At 51.9% G+C, this 20,457-nt stretch carries 12 protein-coding genes and 1 riboswitch; of the genes, 3 read left to right on the forward strand and 9 right to left on the reverse strand.

Going from position 1 to position 20,457, the window contains the following annotated elements; all coding sequences use genetic code 11:
* Positions 1 to 17: 17 nt before the first annotated feature.
* Both ACQ9LF_RS00250 and ACQ9LF_RS00255 read right to left on the reverse strand, forming a co-directional pair.
* A complete protein-coding gene (locus ACQ9LF_RS00250) occupies positions 18 to 626 on the reverse strand; it encodes an anaerobic ribonucleoside-triphosphate reductase activating protein (RefSeq protein ID WP_462487351.1) in 609 nt (202 codons plus the stop codon).
* Entirely contained in the window at positions 623 to 2,794 is a 2,172-nt protein-coding gene (locus ACQ9LF_RS00255; protein WP_462487352.1) for a ribonucleoside triphosphate reductase, read from the reverse strand. Before ACQ9LF_RS00255 ends, ACQ9LF_RS00250 begins: the two co-directional genes overlap by 4 nt.
* A gap of 167 nt (positions 2,795 to 2,961) precedes the next feature.
* Positions 2,962 to 3,163, reverse strand: a riboswitch (cobalamin riboswitch).
* Between the two features lie 288 nt (positions 3,164 to 3,451).
* Here ACQ9LF_RS00255 and ACQ9LF_RS00260 point away from each other — a divergent pair.
* The gene (locus ACQ9LF_RS00260) at positions 3,452 to 4,171 is read left to right on the forward strand and encodes a superoxide dismutase (protein WP_462487353.1); all 720 of its coding nucleotides are present in this window, start codon (positions 3,452 to 3,454) and stop codon (positions 4,169 to 4,171) included.
* A gap of 272 nt (positions 4,172 to 4,443) precedes the next feature.
* On the opposite strand, the gene ACQ9LF_RS00265 is transcribed toward ACQ9LF_RS00260, so the two are convergent.
* The gene (locus ACQ9LF_RS00265) at positions 4,444 to 5,820 is read right to left on the reverse strand and encodes a hypothetical protein (protein WP_462487354.1); all 1,377 of its coding nucleotides are present in this window, start codon (positions 5,818 to 5,820) and stop codon (positions 4,444 to 4,446) included.
* Between the two features lie 785 nt (positions 5,821 to 6,605).
* Between ACQ9LF_RS00265 and ACQ9LF_RS00270 the strand changes: the two genes are divergently transcribed.
* Together ACQ9LF_RS00270 and ACQ9LF_RS00275 are read left to right on the forward strand one after the other, a co-directional pair.
* Positions 6,606 to 7,256: a hypothetical protein gene (locus ACQ9LF_RS00270; protein WP_462487355.1), complete on the forward strand. Its 651-nt coding sequence runs from the start codon at positions 6,606 to 6,608 to the stop codon at positions 7,254 to 7,256.
* Positions 7,257 to 7,341: 85 nt separating this feature from the next.
* On the forward strand, positions 7,342 to 8,784 hold the full coding sequence (locus ACQ9LF_RS00275) for a discoidin domain-containing protein (RefSeq protein ID WP_462487356.1): 1,443 nt from the start codon (positions 7,342 to 7,344) through the stop codon (positions 8,782 to 8,784).
* Positions 8,785 to 9,108: 324 nt separating this feature from the next.
* On the opposite strand, the gene ACQ9LF_RS00280 is transcribed toward ACQ9LF_RS00275, so the two are convergent.
* The 6 genes from ACQ9LF_RS00280 to ACQ9LF_RS00305 form a co-directional block, all read right to left on the reverse strand.
* Entirely contained in the window at positions 9,109 to 10,176 is a 1,068-nt protein-coding gene (locus ACQ9LF_RS00280; RefSeq protein ID WP_462487357.1) for a glycosyltransferase family protein, read from the reverse strand.
* A 100-nt stretch (positions 10,177 to 10,276) separates the two neighbouring features.
* On the reverse strand, positions 10,277 to 10,438 hold the full coding sequence (rd, locus tag ACQ9LF_RS00285; protein WP_462487358.1) for a rubredoxin: 162 nt from the start codon (positions 10,436 to 10,438) through the stop codon (positions 10,277 to 10,279).
* Between the two features lie 12 nt (positions 10,439 to 10,450).
* A complete protein-coding gene (metH, locus tag ACQ9LF_RS00290; RefSeq protein WP_462487359.1) occupies positions 10,451 to 13,819 on the reverse strand; it encodes a methionine synthase in 3,369 nt (1,122 codons plus the stop codon).
* Positions 13,820 to 13,991: 172 nt separating this feature from the next.
* The gene (locus ACQ9LF_RS00295; RefSeq protein ID WP_462487360.1) at positions 13,992 to 16,922 is read right to left on the reverse strand and encodes a glycoside hydrolase family 2 TIM barrel-domain containing protein; all 2,931 of its coding nucleotides are present in this window, start codon (positions 16,920 to 16,922) and stop codon (positions 13,992 to 13,994) included.
* Between the two features lie 142 nt (positions 16,923 to 17,064).
* The gene (locus ACQ9LF_RS00300) at positions 17,065 to 19,044 is read right to left on the reverse strand and encodes an ATP-dependent DNA helicase (protein ID WP_462487361.1); all 1,980 of its coding nucleotides are present in this window, start codon (positions 19,042 to 19,044) and stop codon (positions 17,065 to 17,067) included.
* Positions 19,045 to 19,093: 49 nt separating this feature from the next.
* Positions 19,094 to 20,437, reverse strand: a complete 1,344-nt coding sequence (locus ACQ9LF_RS00305) for a hypothetical protein (RefSeq protein ID WP_462487362.1) — start codon at positions 20,435 to 20,437, stop codon at positions 19,094 to 19,096.
* Between the last annotated feature and the right edge of the window lie 20 nt (positions 20,438 to 20,457).

Consider the following 20,457-nt stretch of genomic DNA (forward strand, 5'->3'; position numbering starts at 1 on the left):
ATAGATTATTTCTTTGTTTATTTTCGTAATGCCGGGTCCAATGCATAGTCGGCAATAAAATCCTGTGTTTTGTGGACTGCACCGACAGGCATCTCACGTCGAATCTGTTCAACATCCTCCGGAGTCAGCAGGCCGGGCACAACCGTCGTACGGAATTCTGATGCTACGCCGCTTTGAACAATTAAATTCAGGCTGCACTGAATGTCTTCTATCCCGGTAAACCCTCCCGTCAGCATCGGGTATTTGGCCCAAGGAGCCTTGATATCCATGGCCACATAGTCCAGCAACTTGTCTTTCAGAAGCTGTTTTAACAGGGATGGATGGCTGCCATTGGTATCCAATTTGACAAGCAACCCCAGACTCCGAATACTCCGGATAAATTCCGGCAAATCGGGGTGAATGGTTGGTTCTCCGCCACTGATCACAACACCATCCAACAACCGTTTTCGCTCGGCAAGCATTTGGATTGCCGCAGCTCCATCAAAGGGACCTGTTGTCTCGGTCCCCAGCAAGGCACTATTGTGACAGAAGGGACATCGAAAGTTACATCCCTGGGTAAAGATAATGGCTGAGACATGCCCCGGATAGTCACTCAACGACAAAGGCTGAAATCCACCCACTTTCATCCAAGCCCCTCGACCTGATACGGCTGACGCAATTCAAACTCTGCCTGTTTTCCCTCATTCCACTGGTCCACCGGACGCAGATAACCCACCACGCGGGCATAAATCTCCGTTTTTTGACCACAGTGGGGACACTGTTGCTGTCGTCCCCGCAAATAGCCATGCTCAGGACAGACGCTAAATGTCGGAGAAATGGTAAAGTAGGGCAATCGATAATTGCAGCAGATTTTGCGAATGAACGCCTTTAATGCCTTCGGATCCGCAACGGACTCCCCGAGGAAAATATGCAGCACAGTGCCGCCGGTATATTTGGCCTGGAGATCATCCTGTAATTCAAGGGTCTGCCATATATCACGGGAATAGTACACAGGCAACTGTGTGGAATTAGAATAAAACGGCTTGTTCCGCGATGGGTCACTGGACTCAGGCTGGGCCGAGCGAATTCCCGGATAGCGGTCTCTGTCCAGTCTGGCAAGACGATAGGAGGTCCCTTCGGCGGGGGTGGCTTCCAGATTATACATGTTGCCGCTGTCTTTCTGGAAACCCAATAACTGTTCCCGCATTTTATCCATGACACGCAAAGCAAAGTCTCTTCCTTCCGAAGTACCAATATCTTTGCCCAGTAAATTCAGACACGCTTCATTCATCCCGACAATCCCAATGGTGGAGAAATGATTATGCCAGTATTGCCCATAATGGGACTTGACGCTTCGTAAATAATAGCGTGTATATGGGTAAAGATTTTTATCGGTAAACTGCTCCAGCAAAAGACGTTTGGTTTCCAGGCTCACATACGCTTTTTTCATCAGGGTTTCCAGCCGTGCCATAAAATCCGCTTCGGTTTTGGCAAGATACCCCAGTCTTGGCAGATTGAGCGTTACCACACCAATGGAACCGGTCAAGGGGTTGGCACCAAATAATCCCCCGCCGCGTTTTTCCAAATGACGCAGATCCAGACGCAGGCGGCAACACATTGACCGTGCATCCTCCGGCGACATTTCAGAATTCACAAAATTCGCAAAATACGGAATGCCGTATCTGGCCGTGACCTCCCACAGGGGTTCCAATGCGGGGGCATCCCAGTTGAAATCCTTGGTAATATTATAGGTCGGGATCGGAAACGTAAATACTCGTCCTTTGGCATCCCCTTGCCCCATAACCTCCAGGAAGGCGCGATTGAAGACATGCATTTCTTCCTGATAGTCGCCGTAAACGCTGTTTTGGAGCTGTCCTCCGATAACTACAGGCTGGTTGGCTAAAGTGGAAGGCGGCTGTAAATCCAGAGTGATATTGGTAAACGGCGTCTGAAAACCAACCCGTGTTGGAATGTTAATGTTAAAAATAAATTCCTGAATTGCCTGTTTCACGTCCACATAATTTAATCGATCATGTCGAATAAACGGAGCCAGCAGGGTATCGACACTGGAAAAGGCCTGAGCACCCGCCGCTTCCCCCTGTAGAGTATAAAAAAAGTTGACCATCTGTCCCAGTGCAGTGCGAAAATGTCTGGCCGGACGGCTTTCCGATTTTCCAGAGACTCCCTTGAAACCACTACACAGTAAATCCCGCAAGTCCCACCCCACACAATACGCACTGAGAAGGCCAAGATCGTGAATATGAAAGTCCCCCTCCTGGTGTGCTTGTCGGATATCCGCCGTATAAATTTTATTAAGCCAATAGGCCTGGCTGATCTCGCTGGAAATGTAATTATTCAGCCCCTGGAGCGAATACGACATGTTGCTGTTTTCCTGAACCTTCCAGTCCAGACGCTCCAAATAATGATCAATCATATCCACTTCCGCCTTCTGAACAAATTCCCGAATTCGAGCATGCTGGTCACGATACAAAATGTAAGCTTTGGCCGTTTTCTTGAAAGGACTTGTCAAAAGCACCTCTTCAACAACATCCTGAACTTGTTCCACATCCAGCGACGAAGAACATAATGTCATGTGAGCCAGATTTAAAACCCGCCGAGCCAATTGAGCCGCAATCGCTCCGTCAAATTCTCCGGTAGCTCGACCGGCTTTCAAAATCGCCCCTTCAATTTTAGATACATCAAAGGGAACCTGCCGCCCATCCCGTTTTCGTATGTGAGTAAAGGTGTTTTTGTCAAAATTCAAAGACACTGCAATAGTCTGATTGTGCTGCTGTTGTGTAGCTGTATGCATCATTCACTCCTTGAACAATTTGAAAAACAAGTCATTGTGCAGACAGACGAACTGCCTGTATCCAGACAACAGCTTCGGGGAAAAAAAAGAAATGCACCTCTACAGCCGAATCAAACTACCCTGGCCTATCGATCTCACTTGCCTTTCCCGCGAAAGCAAAATTGTCAACCGCAACAAGCGGACTATTGGCAGGTCTTCGGACTCTCAGGCATCACTATACATCCCTACTCACCAGGCTTCCCATCTTAAAAAAGACAGTGCTCTTGAGGCTTTCGTTCCTGATTACCGCTGCGGGGCAGTTCCGGACTTACACCGGATTCCCTCTTGCGACACCCCCCTAATGGGGGATGAACCAACAGCGAGGCCATATATATTGTGGGGGAGGTCTGTTGTCAACTCTTTTTTGCCGAAGATAATAATTTGTGTCCATCACGTGAATGGGTAATACGATGAAAATCATCTTGTTTACAGCAAGAGTCCCCCGCCCCAATTCGACAGACATCGCCAGCCGGCCTTTGCCACAATAATATCAGCCGCAATAACATAGGATAAACAACCCGGGAATTTCGTCTGAAAGGCCCAACTTGCTTGCCTCCAGGGTATCAAACGCGTATAATCAGGAATACCTATACACTAAACCCCGGTTATCAGGAGAAAACTATGGACAAGAATGAAAAACAATTCAAATCTGAGCTGAATCGTCGTGAATTTATTGCTGCATCCGTCACCGCCGGTGCCGTGATGGCTGCAGGCGGAGGGATCGCGGCTGGAGGTGAAGCGGCCACAGTACCGTTTGTGCTGGAGCCTTTGCCGTTTGCCGAGGATGCTTTGGAGCCGGTGATTTCGGCCCGCACACTGAATTTTCATTATGATAAGCATCACCGGGGATACTTGAACAATCTGAATCGACTGATCGAAAATACGCCGTATGCGAAGATGCCGCTGGAACAGATCGTGCGTGAAACGGCCGGCAAGGCTGAGGCAAGCGGACTGTTCAACAATGCTGCACAGACATGGAATCATACTTTTTACTGGAAGAGCCTCAAACCCGGCGGCTGCGAGGTTCCGGCCAGGCTGCGGTCCAAAATTGAGGCTGACTTCGGCAGCGTCGAAGCGTGCACCAAGGCGCTTGCGGAGGCCGCGGTCACGCAGTTTGCCAGCGGGTGGGCATGGCTGGTCTCCGATAACGGACGGCTGAAGATCGTCAAAACACCCAATGCCGAAACACCGCTGACACAGGGTGCCAAGCCCCTGCTGACGATTGATGTGTGGGAACATGCGTATTATCTGGATTATCAGAATCGGCGGGCCGATCATGTCGCGGCGGTAATTGCCAAATTGCTGAATTGGGACTTTGCAGAAAAAAATTTACCGGCTTAAGTGACACTATTGATATCGCAGTCAGGCAAGATTCAATAGCCGTATTATCGTACCAGACCGGTGAAATGATTCGCCGCAGAACGCAGAATCAGTGACCGCATCGGTGCTTGACGGAGTTTTATCAATCAGGCAGCGGCCTTCGTTCCAGATAGAGAAGACGCCGGACGAGTCTGCTGCGGACTGTCCTGCTTGGTTAACGGCGGCAACATCCCCCGCCTCAGTCTGACAAGAATACCCCTCCGGCGTCCGATTATACCCAACAGGTATAGCAATTATGGGAGACAGCCCAGCTTGGCACTCAAACAATCCAGCCAGGTTGCTGCCATAATTACAAAATCATTCATATTAATCTGGCAATCACCATTGAGATCCCCATATCCGTTCGGATATGCCGCCGGAATATCTGACGGATCTGCCATCGCCGCCGCACAGGCATCGACATAGACTCCGACGTTAACCGTATCCATGCTGGAACCGGCGGCATCCGTCGCTGTAAAGTGGAAGAAAAACCACCCGGTACCATCGATCGTAACAGGGGTTACCTTTTGATCCGGATTTGCAATCAGGACCTGTGTTGCCGGATCGGTCTGAGTCTGAATTTCATCTAAAGCCCAGAGTGTCGTCACAGGACTTTTCTGGTCGTCAGTGTAATCGCCCGTTAAAGTAAATGTCACCTTCCCGTCAACCGGAGTCCCATCATCCATACTCAGCCAGACATACTGATCCAGACCCGCATTTGCCACTGGAGGAGCATCCCCGGTTTTAAATGACCAGGTGAATCCATCAATCACAATAGGAGTGCCACCGTTATTCGGATCGATAACATCCACCTTCCAGTAATAGTAATGATCCTGCAAAAGGGTTATCCCTTTAGAAGATAAATCAACGGAACTTACCGGCTCATTGACTACGATTTTGCTCACACCGGGCTGGCTGGCAACCAGGTTCGGATCGGCAAGCGGTGTGGCGCTTTCTCTGAACCACACATCGCATCGAATGATGTCAGTTGGATTCTTTAATGGCGCCGGATTGGTCCAGCTGAGGATATCTGAAGCCGGCGCTACACCAGTATTCCCGACCGTCGGGATGGGAAATAAAGCCGGAGTCATGTCGTTGGGAAAACAAATCTGAGCATTATCAAAGCCAAATCTCGCTGTTCCACGTCCGTTATAATTAACGTTGGTGAACACCAGCTTGACACTTTGAGCCTCTGGGTGAATCGTATAGTTAAACGAATACGGTGCCCAGGTATTGGTCACAGTGAATTGACTTGCACCTTCACTCAGAAGGGCGGTACTCCATGATTCAACCTTCAGGCCCCCTACCGCATTATTACCGAGGGTGCCCAGATCGATCATATCCGCCTTGATGACAATCTCCGTACCCGGGGATATCCCCCAGACAGCCAAATCCTCGTTAATAACCTGATACCAGACAGACCAGGTATTATTGGCCGATTGAAGGGTCAGATACCCGCCGGGATTGCCGCCTGTCGGAACATGGGCGGGCACCCATGCCCCTCCTCCCCCAGCCGCATTCCAGCCGGCTGCACTGACATCAAAACCTGCATTGTTCCTCACCGGTACCGCACTGGCCATGCCAGCCACCGCCATCACCATGAAGAAAATCGCCACCTTTTTCATACGCATCGCAACCTCCTCAATCAGATAGTATTGTGATTGTTTACTCAGCCACTACCTCAGGTCAAGTGCGATCCCCGGTTGCTGGGCTGTATCCGTGTTCTGTTCAATACGTTTACATGCAATCCGTATATGGGGTACAGGTGATTACAGAATCTCTTAAAGCCATTAATCAATATATCGATTCGGTCAGACAAGGGCAAGACAAATTCCCACCGAAGTCAGAACGGCCTCTATATTCCCTTAAGAGGATAGAGTATAGGTCCATATTTCAATACTGACACCCAAGAGCAAGAGTAGATTAGTCTCACCATTTTTAGTTCTTTTTGATCATTTTCGAATTACAGTCTTTTCGTTTTGATATGGGAATCCTATCAGTGTTTAAACAAGCCATATACCGATCCTGCCTGGAATGTCCCGTTTCGTCGCGGCTAAGTATAGTAGCATCAACTACTTGCTTCTTTTACTGGCGGACTATTCATCCCCGTTGGGTAGACAACCTCCCGGGTTTGCCTATTGGCACAATTCCAGGAATCTCCTTGACTCATCAGTTCAAATTCTTTACGATGTGCAATGGAAGTACGTTGCGAAAATGACCTCAGCAGCTTGTCTTCCAGGGAGAGTGAGGAAAAATGAGCAACATCATTTTTATGTCAGCACCTGCCGCTCCGGGATAAGCAGGATGTTTCCCTTTTGTGCCCGCTGTGTTGTTATTCCTTCAAAATATCATGTAAAAAGCTTGCTATCTGTCACAATACTCTATCGGGTTTATCATTAATCTGGAGGAACCAAAAATGAAAAATGTATGGGTAGTGTGTGCGATTCTTTGCCTCATGGGAGTTGCTCAGGCAGACCTGGTCGTTAATGGAGCAGACCCGGCAGCTGCATGGAACGGATGGATGAACGTTTTTGAAACACCTGCCAATGGCGGCGGCTACTTATGGGGCAGTCCCTGGGGGATAGCCGATCTGCGGGCCGGCTTTGACGGCGCTGGGGTGCTGACTCTGGCACCGAACACAAACTGCTACAACCCAACCGATGGGTACTGGGTCAATCCGGATGGCTCAGGCAATAAGGATATGGAAGCCAACTTCTATCAGGAGTGGAGCGGCCTTGCAGGGCAACTGGTCACATTCAATTATACCGTAGGGATCAATACACTGCCGGCAGGTTATAACGCCCAGGCGTTTATTAAAGTCTTAAATCCGGATGCCGGCTGGGCCACTATCAATATTGCTGTCGCCAATCTTACCCCCGGCAGCGGGACTATTTCCCTGACCGTAGATACCATTGCCAACCCTGTCACTCAGGTTGGATTTATGCTCCGGGGTTTGGTGGCCGACCCTGCCGGTGAAGCCGCAGCAGCCCGGGTGACCATCGTGCCGGAACCAGCCACCATAGCCACTCTGGGATTTGGCGTCCTGGTACTCAAACGACGCAAATAATACAATCAAAAGATGTAAAGACAGGGATGAAGCTGTGGGGATCATCCCTGTCTTCGAATAAAGTCTAAAAAGCGACGGGCCGTGTATGAACTGTAATACAGTGCGGGCAGATTCTGTTGACAGAAAAGGGGTGTTCCTGGTGGTTCTTTTTTTGACTTTATGCACATCTCTGCAGGCTGCAATTAAAGAGGATTTCAACCGGGACGGCTGGGTGGATATGTCCGACCTGCTGATTCTTGCCGAAAGCTGGCTCACATGTAACGCACCTCGATGTCCGGGGGACACAACAGGAGACTGTTGCGTAACATTCGACGATGTAGCAGACCTTGCATCCCAATGGCAGATCTTTTACTGCAGTCCAATCACTGCAACTGCCTCCAGCGTTGAAGATGCCGGGTATTCGGCAGCCCATACCATCGACGGCACCCTGGCAACGCGATGGGCCAGTGCCTTTCTGGACAATCAATGGCTTCAATTGGATATGGGGCAGATACGTACTATCCGTGGACTCCAAATCTATTGGCAAGAAGCCTTTGCATCGAAATACACCATCGATGTGTCACCGGATGGGGTGGCCTGGACAACAGCCTACAGCAACACCGACGGTGATGGCAATTTCGACGATATCACCTTTGCGTCAACGGCAGCGCAATACATTCGAATCCATTGCCTGCAGCCTGCCACTGGCTACGGATTTTCCATTCGTGAAGTATTCGTTAAAACCCATGATGACTGCCTGGCTGCCGGCCAGTGGAACCTGATCTGGTCAGATGAGTTTGACGGCACCCAATTGAAAACCGCCAATTGGGAATGCATGACTGGCACCGGTAATGACGCTCCTTTTGATTATGGATTATGGGGCTGGGGTAACGGTGAATTCCAATATTATACCGCACGGCCCCAGAATGTGTATGTACAGGACGGCAAGCTGTATCTGGTAGCCCGCCGGGAAAATTACGACAATCGGAAATACACTTCTGCACGGATACGCAGTGCCGGCCTGCAGGATTTTATGTATGGAAAACTGGAAGCCCGCATCAAGGTTCCGGGCGGCGGAGGAATATGGCCTGCCTTCTGGTTAATGCCCACAGGCAATACCTACGGTGAGCCTTACCTCCACTGGGCCGCTCACGGCGAAATCGATGTCATGGAAACCAAATATCCAACCTCATCCATTCACGGAACTCTTCACTTCGGTGGTCAGTATCCCAATAATGTGTCTGCGGGATGCACCTACAGCCCGCCTGGCATGGACTTTTCCAAAGAGTTTCACGTCTATACACTCGAATGGACACCGACTCGAATGCGATGGTATGTAGATGGAAATCTGTATTGCACCCAGACCTCGTGGTGGAGTGCGAATGGTCCCTACCCAGCCCCCTTTGACCAGCGTTTTCATATCCTGCTGAACGTCGCCGTGGGAGGCTACTATGTCGGATGTACTGAACCGGATGCCTCGTGCATCACCGCGGTATTTCCGCAACAGATGGAAGTCGATTATGTCCGCGTGTACCGCATGAACGAATAACAGCCTGTTCAATCCTGAACACAATACCATCTGGACACAATGAACCTCAACGCATGAAATCGTCCGCAAAGAAATGGGTTTGATTCGCGGCAAGCCTCTCTGATCATCCTTCCCGCCAATAGACCGTGGTTACCGCCTTATTGTCCCTGCCCCTGGTAGAGATCGATTATAGGGTGGCTCTAATTGCTTTTGAGCGGTAAAGAGAAGATTTTTGTTCGCCGGGAAGACAAATTAGCTTTATTTGGATAATAAAGCGGCTTTTGCCTGACGCCGCCGGCAACAAAAAGAGTCGTTTGTCCGTCAAAATGAATTTTTAGAGGAACCCTATACATCAAAGCCGATGCCGGCCAGCGTCTGAGCCAGGATAGCAAAATAAGCCGCATTATCCGGCCATAAAATCCGTTCGTCGGTCGAAAAAGGCTGTTCGAGGGCATCCAGAAAACAACGGAGATTGTCGGCATCGATTTGGTTGGCCTGATGGGCAACCCCAAGACGTTGGGCATAGACAGCGTTGACTTTCTGCTCGAACTGCCCCTGAACCGGGACCATCAGCATCTTTTTTTTGAGATACAAACACTCACTGAGCAGCGACAAGCCCGCCGAGGCTACCACACCGGCACCCGTCGCCAGATCGGTTAAAAATCCCATCGTGCTGATTTTTTTGAAGGTGCAGTTTCGGTCCTGATCCTCGGTCGGAAAACCATAAATATAAAACGGATGAGAAGGAAACCGACTGAATACTGAAATCAGTTTCTGTCGGGTTTCCGGCTTGGAGTCGGTTGAATAAACCGTAATATGAGGTTTCGTATCCACCTTGAGGTTTATCACCTGCTTGCGAATAACCGGGTTGGCAAACACCGCTCTTGTGGACTTGAGAGGAGCCTTGAAAAAATTCATAATCACATACGCCTTTGCACGGGTGTGATAACCGCGGGTAACAACCCTGGCCTTGAGGCGATCCATCCGTCCCGGAACCTGTTCGAGTTTGGCCAGCGTCAGCAGATGCTCATTATCTACAAACACACAGGGTATTCGATGACGGAATGCCCACCAGGCACTAAACGGCTCAAAATCTGAAATCACCAGGTCGGGGACAAAATCCGCTACCGCCCTGCTGAACAGCCGACGATTGGTCAGAAATCCCTTGCGATACTGAACAATATTATCCACCAGCGTGGAGATGGGCTGAATCTGCCCGTCTTTGATCACAAAATGCAGCCCATAGACCTCCTGAACTCGTCCCGGAAACAGCGGAGCCAGATATGCTAGGGATTTGCCCGAGGCGGCAAACATCACATCGTGTCCGCGTTCCAGAAACCATCGGCCAATCAATTCTGAACGACTGCTATGGCCAAATCCCTCCCCGGCTACACCAAATAAAATCTTTACCATGATGCCCTGCTCCCGTCAGCTATCTAATCTTGTGTTACACATCAGGCGGACATTTTACCGCAATTACGGCTCTGTTTCCACCGAAATTCATAAGCCCCTTCTAATCCAGAGGATCGAAGGATTCTTTTTCAAGATAGCACATCGGGCATTTCCAATCCGACGGCAAATCCTCAAAGGCCGTGCCGGGAGGAATATTGCTCATTGGATCGCCATTCTCGGGATCGTAAATATAGCCGCAATTGACACAGATATACTTCTTCATAACCAGCCTCCCTTAGACTGCAAAATATTTCGCCTGCGGATGGTGGGCAATAATCGCCGAGGTCGTCTGCTCGGGTACCATCTCCATATTCTCCGTCAGTGTCACCCCAATCGCTTCCGGCCTGAGCAGCTTAAACACCAACTCATGCGCTCCCAGATCCGGACACGATGGATAGCCAAAACCGTATCGGCTGCCCTGATATTGCTGCGTGGCAAACCCGGCGGTGTCTTTGGGACGCTGCTGGGCGATCCCCAGTTCCTGCCGCATCACCTCGTGCCAGTATTCCGCCAGCGCATCAGTCACTTCGACACCAAAACCGTGCAGCATCAAATAATCATGATAGGCATCTTTTTCGAACAATGCTTTGGCCATTTGTCCGATGCGAGGTCCCACCGTAACAACAAAAAATCCCGTAATGTCGCTGCCCTGGTCCTTGGATTTATAAAAATCGGCAATGCATAGATGAGGTGCAAATTCCTGCCGCGGGAAACAGAATTCATACTGCCGGCCGCAATCCTCAACCAACAGCGAGTTGCCCTGACTGTAGCATTTAAAATAGCCATAGGTTACCTGAGGCTGAATCAGTTGTTCGTCAATACCACGTTGTTTGAGCTTTTCGTAAATCGGGATGACAGTCTCCTGAATCAGGGTTTGATACTCCTGGGCAGACATCTTCCCCCGACGATATCCCCATCGGCCTCGGAACAGGGCTTGTTCGTTCACATACGGATAGATGCGGGCCGGGTCAATATCTGTCACATATCGCTGTCCCAGAAATGGTGCCAAAGGCACCGGATTGGTCTTGTCAATCTCAATCGACTTCGGGCCGGGGACACTGGCCGCCCTGGGAGTACTGGATTCATACACCGTCGAGGTTAATTTCCCCTGTTCAAAATCCCGCACCGCTTTTAAGCCGGCAAAGGCGTCCCGGCAATAGACAACCGGATAGTCATATTGCGGCACACACGATTCGGCGACAAATTTCTGCGTCAGAGCCGCCCCCCCCAGCAGAATCGGAACGTTGAGTTTCGCCTGCCGATACTGGGCCATGCTTTCCTGCATAACAATAGCCGACTTGACCAGCAGCCCGGAAAGTCCTATCATATCCACTGCATATTCCCGGGCTTTTTCTATAATGGTCTCCGCCGGGACGTTAATCCCCAGATTATAGACGCGATAGCCGTTGTTGGTCAGAATGATATCCACTAAATTCTTGCCGATATCATGAACGTCTCCCTGCACTGTCGCCAGAAGGATTTTCAGTTTTGCCGACTGCTCGGCCTTATCCATATATGGTTCAAGAAACGCTACGCTGCGTTTCATCACCTCAGCCGACTGCAGAACAAACGGCAGCAGAATTTCTCCCCGCCCGAACAGTTCCCCCACATAGCGCATGGCCGGAACCAGAATGGTATTGATGATTTCCAGCGGCCCATAACGCTGCAGCAGAATCGTCAACACATCCTCCAGCCCGTCTTTATTGCCTTTGACAATCATCTGATGCATGAGTTTTTCGGATGCGGTTTCCCGGGTTTCCTGAACCTGCTGTTTTGGGTCGCCCTGAGCCTCAAAATAATGAATGAATGCCAGCAGCGGCGTTTTGTCTGCCACCGATTGGCGGTTGTAAATCAAATCCAGACAGACGTCCCGGTCTTGCTGGCCAATCTGGGCCAGCGGAATGACTTTGGCGATATCAATAATCGCCGCATCCAGCCCAGCCTGGACAGCTTCATGCAAAAAGACCGAGTTGAGGATTTTGCGGGCCGCAGGCCGAAGCCCAAACGAAATATTGCTGACCCCCAGCAGGGTATGGACGCCGGGCAATTGCGTTTTGATGCGACGGATCGCGGTGAGTGTTTGAATCGCCGCGTCTTTGAGGGTCTCATCGCCGGAGCCGATGGTAAACGTCAGCGGATCGAACAATAAATCTCCGGGACGCAGCCCGTGTTCATTCACGGCAAGATGATAAATCTGGGCCGCGGTCTCGACTTTTTCATCGGCGGTCATGGCCATCCCTTTTTTGTTGATCGTCAGAGCAATCACCGCAGCCCCGTATTTTTTAGCCAGCGTACAAATCCTGTGCAGATTGGCCCCGCCGTCTTCGAGATTGATGGAATTGATAATGCACCGCCCGGGATACAGCTTCAAAATCGCCGCGACACAATCGGCCTGTGTGGAGTCAATCATCAGCGGCACTTTCACCGCAGGAATCAGCAACTTGAACAGATGAATCAAGTCGGCTTTCTCATCCCGGCCCGCATAAGCCGTACACACATCCAGCACCTGGGCCCCCTGCGACTCCTGATCCAGCGCCACCTTCAGACAGCCGTCAAAATCCTCGGCCAGAAGCATCTGGCGAAATTCTTTGGAGCCGTTGGTATTGCAGCGTTCGCCAATCAGCAGCGGCGGAATGTCCTGACGTATTTCAATGGCCTGATAGAGGCTGGAAACCGAAGGCTTCACAACAACCTCTCTCGCTGCCGGCATCAGCGACGCTACCGTATCCGACAGGCAGCGAATATGCTCCGCTGTGGTGCCGCAGCATCCGCCCACAACGCTAACCCCCAGTGTTTCGATAAACTGACGCATGATCTCGGCAAAGGCCTTTGGCTTCAGAGGGTACACCGTCCGGCCTTCGATAATTTCCGGAAGCCCCTGATTCGGAATGCACGAAATCCGTCCGTGCCAAGAATGGCTCAAATAGCGAATATGCGACTCCATATCCGCCGGTCCGGTCGCACAGTTCAATCCCAGTGAAAACAGCGGAAACGGCTCCATCGTCGCAACCACCGCCGCGATATCCGTCCCCAGCAGCATAGTCCCCTGCTGCTCCATCGTCACCGAAAGCAGAATCGGAATATCCCGCCCCAACTGCTCCAGAATCTCAACACAAGTGATGACCGCTGTCTTCGCCTGAAGCAAATCCTGACAGGTTTCCAGAATAATCGCATCCACGCCGGCCTGAACCAGAACCTGAATCTGCTGGCGCAAGGCCTCCGTCAGAGCCTCGACAGACAAATGCCCCAGGCTGGCCAGTTTTGTCCCCGGCCCCACCGAACCGGCAATATAGACATTCTTTTTATCCCCAATCGCTTGGCGGGCATTTTCCACAGCAGCAGTATTAATTGCCTCGACCTTGTTTTCCAGCCCATACTCACCCAGCACGATTTTTGAGGCACCAAAGGTATTGGTTTCCAGAACCATCGCCCCAGCCTCCACAAACGACCGATGCAGCTGGACAATCTGATCCGGCGCCGAGAGGTTCAGGTATTCATTGCACCCTTTATGTCCATCCCACACGGATTCGGGCAGGTTCATCATCTGCAGATTGGTTCCGCAGGCACCATCAAAAATCAGCAGTCTATGATCACGAAATCCCATCTTATCCTTTCCATAACAGATCCAACCCATCGCAGACAGATGCACACCTCTGTGTTATTCTTCCAGAGCCCATCATACGGAGTTCATGCTATCAACCCAACTCGGCTTACGGTGTCGTGTTATGTCTTGTCATTCTGGAAAATCAGCCGCCATAACATCGTTAAATTGCCTGTTACTGTGCCTGAACCGTCAGGGTGGCAGATTCTATCCCTTCCGCCTCTGCTCGCAGCCGAATATCGCCTGCGGCTCCTGTCGGACGAAGGATTGCCAGACAACGCCCTTGATAGGTTTTGCGCCCCGGCAGCCGAAAACTGGCCGGATCATTCGGTACACCGCTTGCCTGGGCAGCCAGTTCTCCGACACCGTCAACAGAAAAGGACACCAGTACTTCCGCATTCGGCACACGCTGGCCGTCGGCATCGACCACCTCAACAGTCACAAAGCTCAGGTCATTGCGATTGGCGCGAATGATTGTTCGGTCGGCAACCAGTCTCAATTTCTTCGGCGTTCCGCTGGTCTTGAGCGTGGTCTGCGCTATGACTTTTCCCCCGCTGATACCCAGTGCCCGCAGTTCGCCCGGGGCATAGGGCACCTCGAACCGGGCTGTCAGCCTGCTCTGAGCAGATATGGTTTTTTCGCCGATGACCCTGCCATTAAGTTCGAGCCGGACTTGCTCACATCGTGAGTACACCGAGACCTGCAGCGGCCTGCCTTCCTGGCCCGGCCACGTCCAGCTTTGCAATTCATCCGGCCACCCCCAGCCGCTGACTTTTTCCGTAAGTCCTGCCGGAATCGGCGAATGCACCATCATTTCAATCGGACTGCGCCGCCACACGACATCGCGGTAGAAGGACTGAGGCTTTTTAAATCCGCACACATCAAGGTCACCGCACCAGGCATTATACCAGGGCCAACTCATAAAAAAGCTGTCGGTTTGATTGCTCAGAACACTGTGACCAATCCCGGCTTCGCCCAGATAGTCCATAGCCGCCCAGACGAAATCACCGATAACATAAGGATGTTTTTCCACAAGCGACCAGTAGTCAAAGGCATCTTTGGGATAGGATTCTGTCCCCAGAATCACACGGTTCGGGTGACGTGCATGGTCGGACTCATATCGCTGCGGCAGATAATTGTAGCCGCCAACATCCAGATGCACAAACGCCGGATCGGACAGGGTGTCCCAGTTCCGCGTCACAGTACCCCAGTCGTTGCAGATGGCCTGAGTGATCGGGCGAGTCGAATCATGCGACAGGACCGCTTCCCGCAAACGCCTGGCCGTCGCCGCATCACGGAATTGCTCGGGAATTTCATTGCCGATAGACCACATAATCACCGACGGATGATTGCGATCCCGCCGGACCATCGAGGCAATATCCCGCTCGGACCAATCCCTGAAAAATCGGTGATAGTCCTGCTGATTGCCTTCCTTCATTTCATTCCACTGATCAAACGCCTCGTCAATAACCAGCAGACCGAGCCGATCGCAGGCATTCAGAAATGCCGTCGAGGGCGGATTGTGGCTGGTCCGGACTGCATTGTAGCCGTTGGCCTTCATCAATTCCACACGGCGTTCTTCCGCCCGGTCAATCGCCGCTGCGCCAAGCGGGCCGTTGTCATGGTGAAGACAGCCGCCCCTGAGCTTGAGTGCCTGGCCATTGAGCCGAAAACCGTGCTGGGCATCCACCTCAATCTTACGGATACCGAATCGCGTGGATACCGCATCCGTCATTTGCCCGGCGACAATGATTTCGACATCGGCAGCATAAAGTCCTGGCGAATCGGGCGACCACAGTTCCGGCTTGGTTATTACAATCGTCTGCTCCGCGATGCTGCGCTGATGGACTGGCAGATGTAATGAACATTCCGCCGATCCAACCGATTTGCCCTGAGTATCCCGCAGGCGGACCCGCACTTGAGCATCATGATCCATGCTGTCGGTATTCATTACCTCACATGCAATCTTCACCACAGCCTTATCTTTGGAGATTTCAGGCGTAGTGACAAACACACCCCACCTCGGTATGTAAATCGGGTGATTGATGGCAAGCCATACATGCCGATAAATCCCCGAACCGGAATACCACCGGCTGTTTCTGCCTTCGTTCCGAACACGCACAGCAAGTACATTATCCTGTCCGGGCGGATTCAGATAGGATGTCAAATCGAATTCAAAACTCGTATAGCCGTAAGGATGTTCCCCAAGCCGGTGGCCATTTATCCAGAGTTCGGCATTCATATAGACGCCATCAAAGCATACGGCTGTGCGTTTGCCGACTTCAGTCACGGTGAAGTGTTTGCGGTACCAGCCAATACCACCAACTGTATAGCCTGTGAAATGGCCGCTGGCACTTTGGTTCGTATCAAACGGACCGATGCGGACTGTTTTCGCTCCCGCCGCATAGATGCCGCCTTCGCCATTGCCATCAAAGATGCGAACCGCAAGGATATCCGAACCATCTCCCCGCACCAGTGACGCCGGAACACGATAGCGCCGCTCGATATTCCAGGCCGTCTGGTAGTCCGGCGGAAAGGCCCCCGTCCCGCCAAGGCGATAACCATTAAACCAGACCTCATCCACATCATCAATGCGGCCCAGCAATAAATCAAAATCTTTGCCTTTGCACGGCTCTGGAATGTCAAGCTGCCGACGGTACCAGCCATACACGTTATCCTGGGTATAATCAGAGTGATGTTCCCAGGTATCCGGCAGCGTCACCTGCTGCCAATCGCTGTCATCCCAGTCAGCATTTTTCCAGTCGGCATGATCCCCCTTATGGAAACGCCATACCCCCCGTACAGCCGGATATTCAGGAACGGTTGTTTCCAGCGGCGGCAAATCCTCGATGCTCCAGTCATGCGGCACATCAAGGATACGCCATCCCGAATCATCAAATTCCGGACGTTCCGCACCCGGTACATCGGCACGTAAAAAACGCCAGTCCGAATCCAATGCCCGATCCTCGAAGACTGGTTTACTGTGTTGGCCGTTATCATAAACAGCTGATACATCCGTCTTGAATACCCCACATCCCCCCAGCACCCAAGCCAGAATCCCGGCCCCTACAATCATATAACATGCAATATTGTTTTTGGCTGTCATCGCAATACTCCTGTTGTCCAGTAAGTCAAAAAAAGAGTAATCCAACCTTATTCATTAAATGGTTTAAAGGATCACAGGCTGTACAAAACAGTGGGCATTCTAACGGAAATCCTGCCACAGGAACAAGATTATTTCCTCCCGCTTACCCACGGGTAATTTCAACCTGACACGCCGGGATGGCATCCAGAAACAGCCGCCCATAGGGCTTGGTCACCAGCCGGCTGTCCAGCACCACTACCATCCCCGTATCCGTCTTGTTGCGAATCAGTCTGCCGAAGCCCTGCTTGAATTTGATAATCGCCATCGGCAGTTGATAACTGTAAAATGGATTGCCGCCTTTGGCCTTAATGGCCTCGATCCGTCCTTCAATCAGCGGATGGCTGGGCACTGCAAACGGCAGCCGAACGATAATCACATTAGACAGGCTCTCGCCCGGCACATCCACGCCCTGCCAGAAACTTTCGGTCCCGAATAACACACTGCGGACATCCTGTTTGAACAGTTCCAGCAGACGAATACGGTCCAGTCCTTCCCCCTGTACCAGCATTTCCATATTCTGATCGGCCATCCAGCCGCGCAGCCGCTCGACCACCTGCTGGAGCATCTGAAAACTGGTAAACAGCACAAACGCCCGGCCATCGCTCTGGATCAGGTATTTCTGAATCGCCGCCACAGCCCGCTCAATAAAGGTGGTATCGTTGGGGTCGGGCATATCCGCCTGAAGATAGAGCCGCACCTGACGCTGATAATCAAACGGCGACCCCACCCGCAGCGACTCATAGTTCTCCATACCAATCCGGGAGGCAAAATAATCAAATTGTTCATCCTGCGGGCCGCAACTGAGCGTCGCACTGGTCACCACCACGGCCTCACACGGCTCGAACAGCGTCCCCCGAATAAACGGCGCCGTATCAATCGGGGCACTGCGCAGCGTAATTCGCCCGGCGCGGCTGGTATCGTTTTCCACCCAATACACAAAACCTTCCCGCCCCTGAGCCATCACTTCGGTTAATTCCTGCTCCAGTTCCAGACACCGCATCCCCGCCTGCTGCAATTCAAAGCGTTCATCATCCTCCTCATCGAGTGATTTGGCCAGCTTCTGGATCGCCAAACGCAGCCTCCGAACCTCCGCCGACAGATTATCCTGCACGAATCCCGGCTCACAGCGGGCCGTGGAGCTGTCGGGCTTTTTTTTAAGCCAGGCCGCAATCTGCGTAAAAAACAGTCGTGTCGCGGTGACACAATGCCGCACTGCCGCCTGGCAATCCTCAGCCCCGTTGACCTGAACCAGCAGCCCTCGGCCCTTGCGCGGATTATACAGATTATCCAAAAAATATAAGACCGATGGCTGATGAATGCGGATACCAAACTGATCTTCGGCCACATGCTCGACGGTATGAGCTTCGTCAAGTATCACCTGCTTGAACTCCGGCAGCAGCCCCGACGCTCCCTCGGCCTTGATCACCAAATCGCTGAACAGCAGAGCGTGATTGACGACAATAATGTCAGCCGTTTCCAGTTTACGGCGTGCCCGCTGATAAAAACATCCCGAAAAATGCTTGCACTTGCGGCCGCGACAGTTGCCATGCTCGCTTTGAACGGCCTGCCAAACCGCCGGCGACGGCAGAAAATCCAGCTCATTCAGAACCCCTTCTTCGGTTGTGTGTGCCCACTCCTCAATTTTGGCAAGCTCTGCCCCCCCATCATCAAACAGCGACCTCTGGCGTCGACGGGCATATTCCAGACGCCGACGGCACAGATAATGATTCCGCCCCATCGCCAGCCGATAGCTAAATCCCTGTTCCAGCAAATCCGCCAGAAACGGAATATCTTTTTGGATCAGCTGGTGCTGCAGATTGATGGTATAGGTACTGATAATCACCGGGCCGTTTTTTCGAAGAGCCTGATCAATCGCCCCGGCCAGATAAGCAAAGCTCTTGCCTACCCCCGTCCCGGCCTCGACCGCCAGCCGCTTGCCTTCTCGAAGTGCCTGCTGCACCCTGCAAGCCATTTCAATCTGCTCAGGACGACTCTCAAAACTGCTCCACACACCTGCTACAAGGCCGCCTTCGCCCAGCAGTGTCTCCGCATCCAATCCCTGATTCGGCAAAAATGCTATCACCCGTAGTCCTTACTGGTTTCTCAACAATGGTTTATCCCGGATTCAACGATTACTGAACCACAGGCGTCTGTTGCGTCTCTGCCTGGACACCGATTATCCCAGCAAGGATTTTGACTGCAGGCTCTTGCGGGAGTAAAGCCAGAGCTGTCTGCATAGACTCCTGAGCCTGCGATACCTTGCCATCCTGCCAGTAGAAATAGGCCATCAAAAATGCCAGCTCACCGCTATTGCTTCGCTTTTGCCATTCCGAGACTTCCAGCAGACGGTTTTCATAGACATCCCGATCCGACGTCAGCATCGTCAAGGCAATTTTCCGCTCGGCCAGCTTCGGGTTCAGTTCAATCGCCCGTCCCAGATAATAGGCACTGCTCATAAATTCCCCGGCATTGAATAACGCCCAGGATTGTCCGGCATAGACCAGCCCGTTGTCCGGCTGCCAGATTGCCGCCATGGAAAAACTGTCTGCAGCTTTATAATATTTGCCCTGCTGAATCAACTGCATCCCGGCATCGATATATTGGCTCGCCTTGGCCTGGGCCAGGTTGGCAAAGGTCTTATGCTCTTTGAGCAGCCCGGAACCATCCACTTTAGGCGGAGTCTGCTGACTGTCGCCTCTTCCCGAGTCCACCTCAGATTGAGCCTTCTCCTGATCCTCCGACTTTGACTGCTCAGCTTTCTCCTGCTCTTTTTGAAGCTCATCAAGAATCTGGTCACGAATCGTCAGATAGCGATTCTCATTCAGTTCCTGTTCTGACGGCGGCTTGTCCCGCTGCATTTCCTGCTTGAGTTTCTCCAGTTCCGGATCCAGACTCTTGCGGGCCTCCTTGGCCATGGCGTTCAGGTCGTCAGTGATTTTGGATACATCATCCTGCATTCTTTTTTGCATTTGCTGTTTTAACACCACGGACAAATCATCCGTCCGCGAGGAAATCGGACGAGGCTGCAGGCTGAACGGAGTATTGTTGGTCTGAGGCAGATTCGCCGGCGTGTAAGGATTCACCATGGCTTTGCCGCTGGCCTGCTGACGAACCTGAGACCCCACTGCCAGACGCGGATCATAATACGGCTGATAGCCACCCGCGGTCACTGAACGAGAACTCGCCGACCGACGTAAAAAATCATCCACCGAAGACCGGGATGCCCCCTGCACATAATACGAGGAATTGTAGGGCACAGATCCCCGAAAATGCCGCCCCCCCCCGACATTGCCCGTCACCACATCATTGCTGGAATAATTCGTTGACGAGCGGGGATTGGGAATCAGACTGTTTCGACCGGCACTGGGTACACTGGTCGCAGACCCTCCCGGAGGGCGGGTCGCCGGATTATCCACCGCAGCGGCAATCACACCGCTGATTGCCAGCATAATCAATACCATATAAGTCCGTTTCATGACATACCTCCAATCCGCAT

The sequence above is a fragment of the Anaeroglomus insulsum genome (assembly GCF_050689095.1).
GTDB lineage: Bacteria > Planctomycetota > Phycisphaerae > Sedimentisphaerales > Anaerohalosphaeraceae > Anaeroglomus > Anaeroglomus insulsum.

What these genes read in the sequence shown, in the direction of transcription:
- ACQ9LF_RS00250 (WP_462487351.1), bottom strand. Translation starts at nt 626, where the DNA reads ATGAAAGTGGGTGGATTTCAGCCTTTGTCGTTGAGTGACTATCCGGGG.
- ACQ9LF_RS00255 (WP_462487352.1), bottom strand. Translation starts at nt 2,794, where the DNA reads ATGATGCATACAGCTACACAACAGCAGCACAATCAGACTATTGCAGTG.
- ACQ9LF_RS00260 (WP_462487353.1), top strand. Translation starts at nt 3,452, where the DNA reads ATGGACAAGAATGAAAAACAATTCAAATCTGAGCTGAATCGTCGTGAA.
- ACQ9LF_RS00265 (WP_462487354.1), bottom strand. Translation starts at nt 5,820, where the DNA reads ATGCGTATGAAAAAGGTGGCGATTTTCTTCATGGTGATGGCGGTGGCT.
- ACQ9LF_RS00270 (WP_462487355.1), top strand. Translation starts at nt 6,606, where the DNA reads ATGAAAAATGTATGGGTAGTGTGTGCGATTCTTTGCCTCATGGGAGTT.
- ACQ9LF_RS00275 (WP_462487356.1), top strand. Translation starts at nt 7,342, where the DNA reads ATGAACTGTAATACAGTGCGGGCAGATTCTGTTGACAGAAAAGGGGTG.
- ACQ9LF_RS00280 (WP_462487357.1), bottom strand. Translation starts at nt 10,176, where the DNA reads ATGGTAAAGATTTTATTTGGTGTAGCCGGGGAGGGATTTGGCCATAGC.
- rd (WP_462487358.1), bottom strand. Translation starts at nt 10,438, where the DNA reads ATGAAGAAGTATATCTGTGTCAATTGCGGCTATATTTACGATCCCGAG.
- metH (WP_462487359.1), bottom strand. Translation starts at nt 13,819, where the DNA reads ATGGGATTTCGTGATCATAGACTGCTGATTTTTGATGGTGCCTGCGGA.
- ACQ9LF_RS00295 (WP_462487360.1), bottom strand. Translation starts at nt 16,922, where the DNA reads ATGACAGCCAAAAACAATATTGCATGTTATATGATTGTAGGGGCCGGG.
- ACQ9LF_RS00305 (WP_462487362.1), bottom strand. Translation starts at nt 20,437, where the DNA reads ATGAAACGGACTTATATGGTATTGATTATGCTGGCAATCAGCGGTGTG.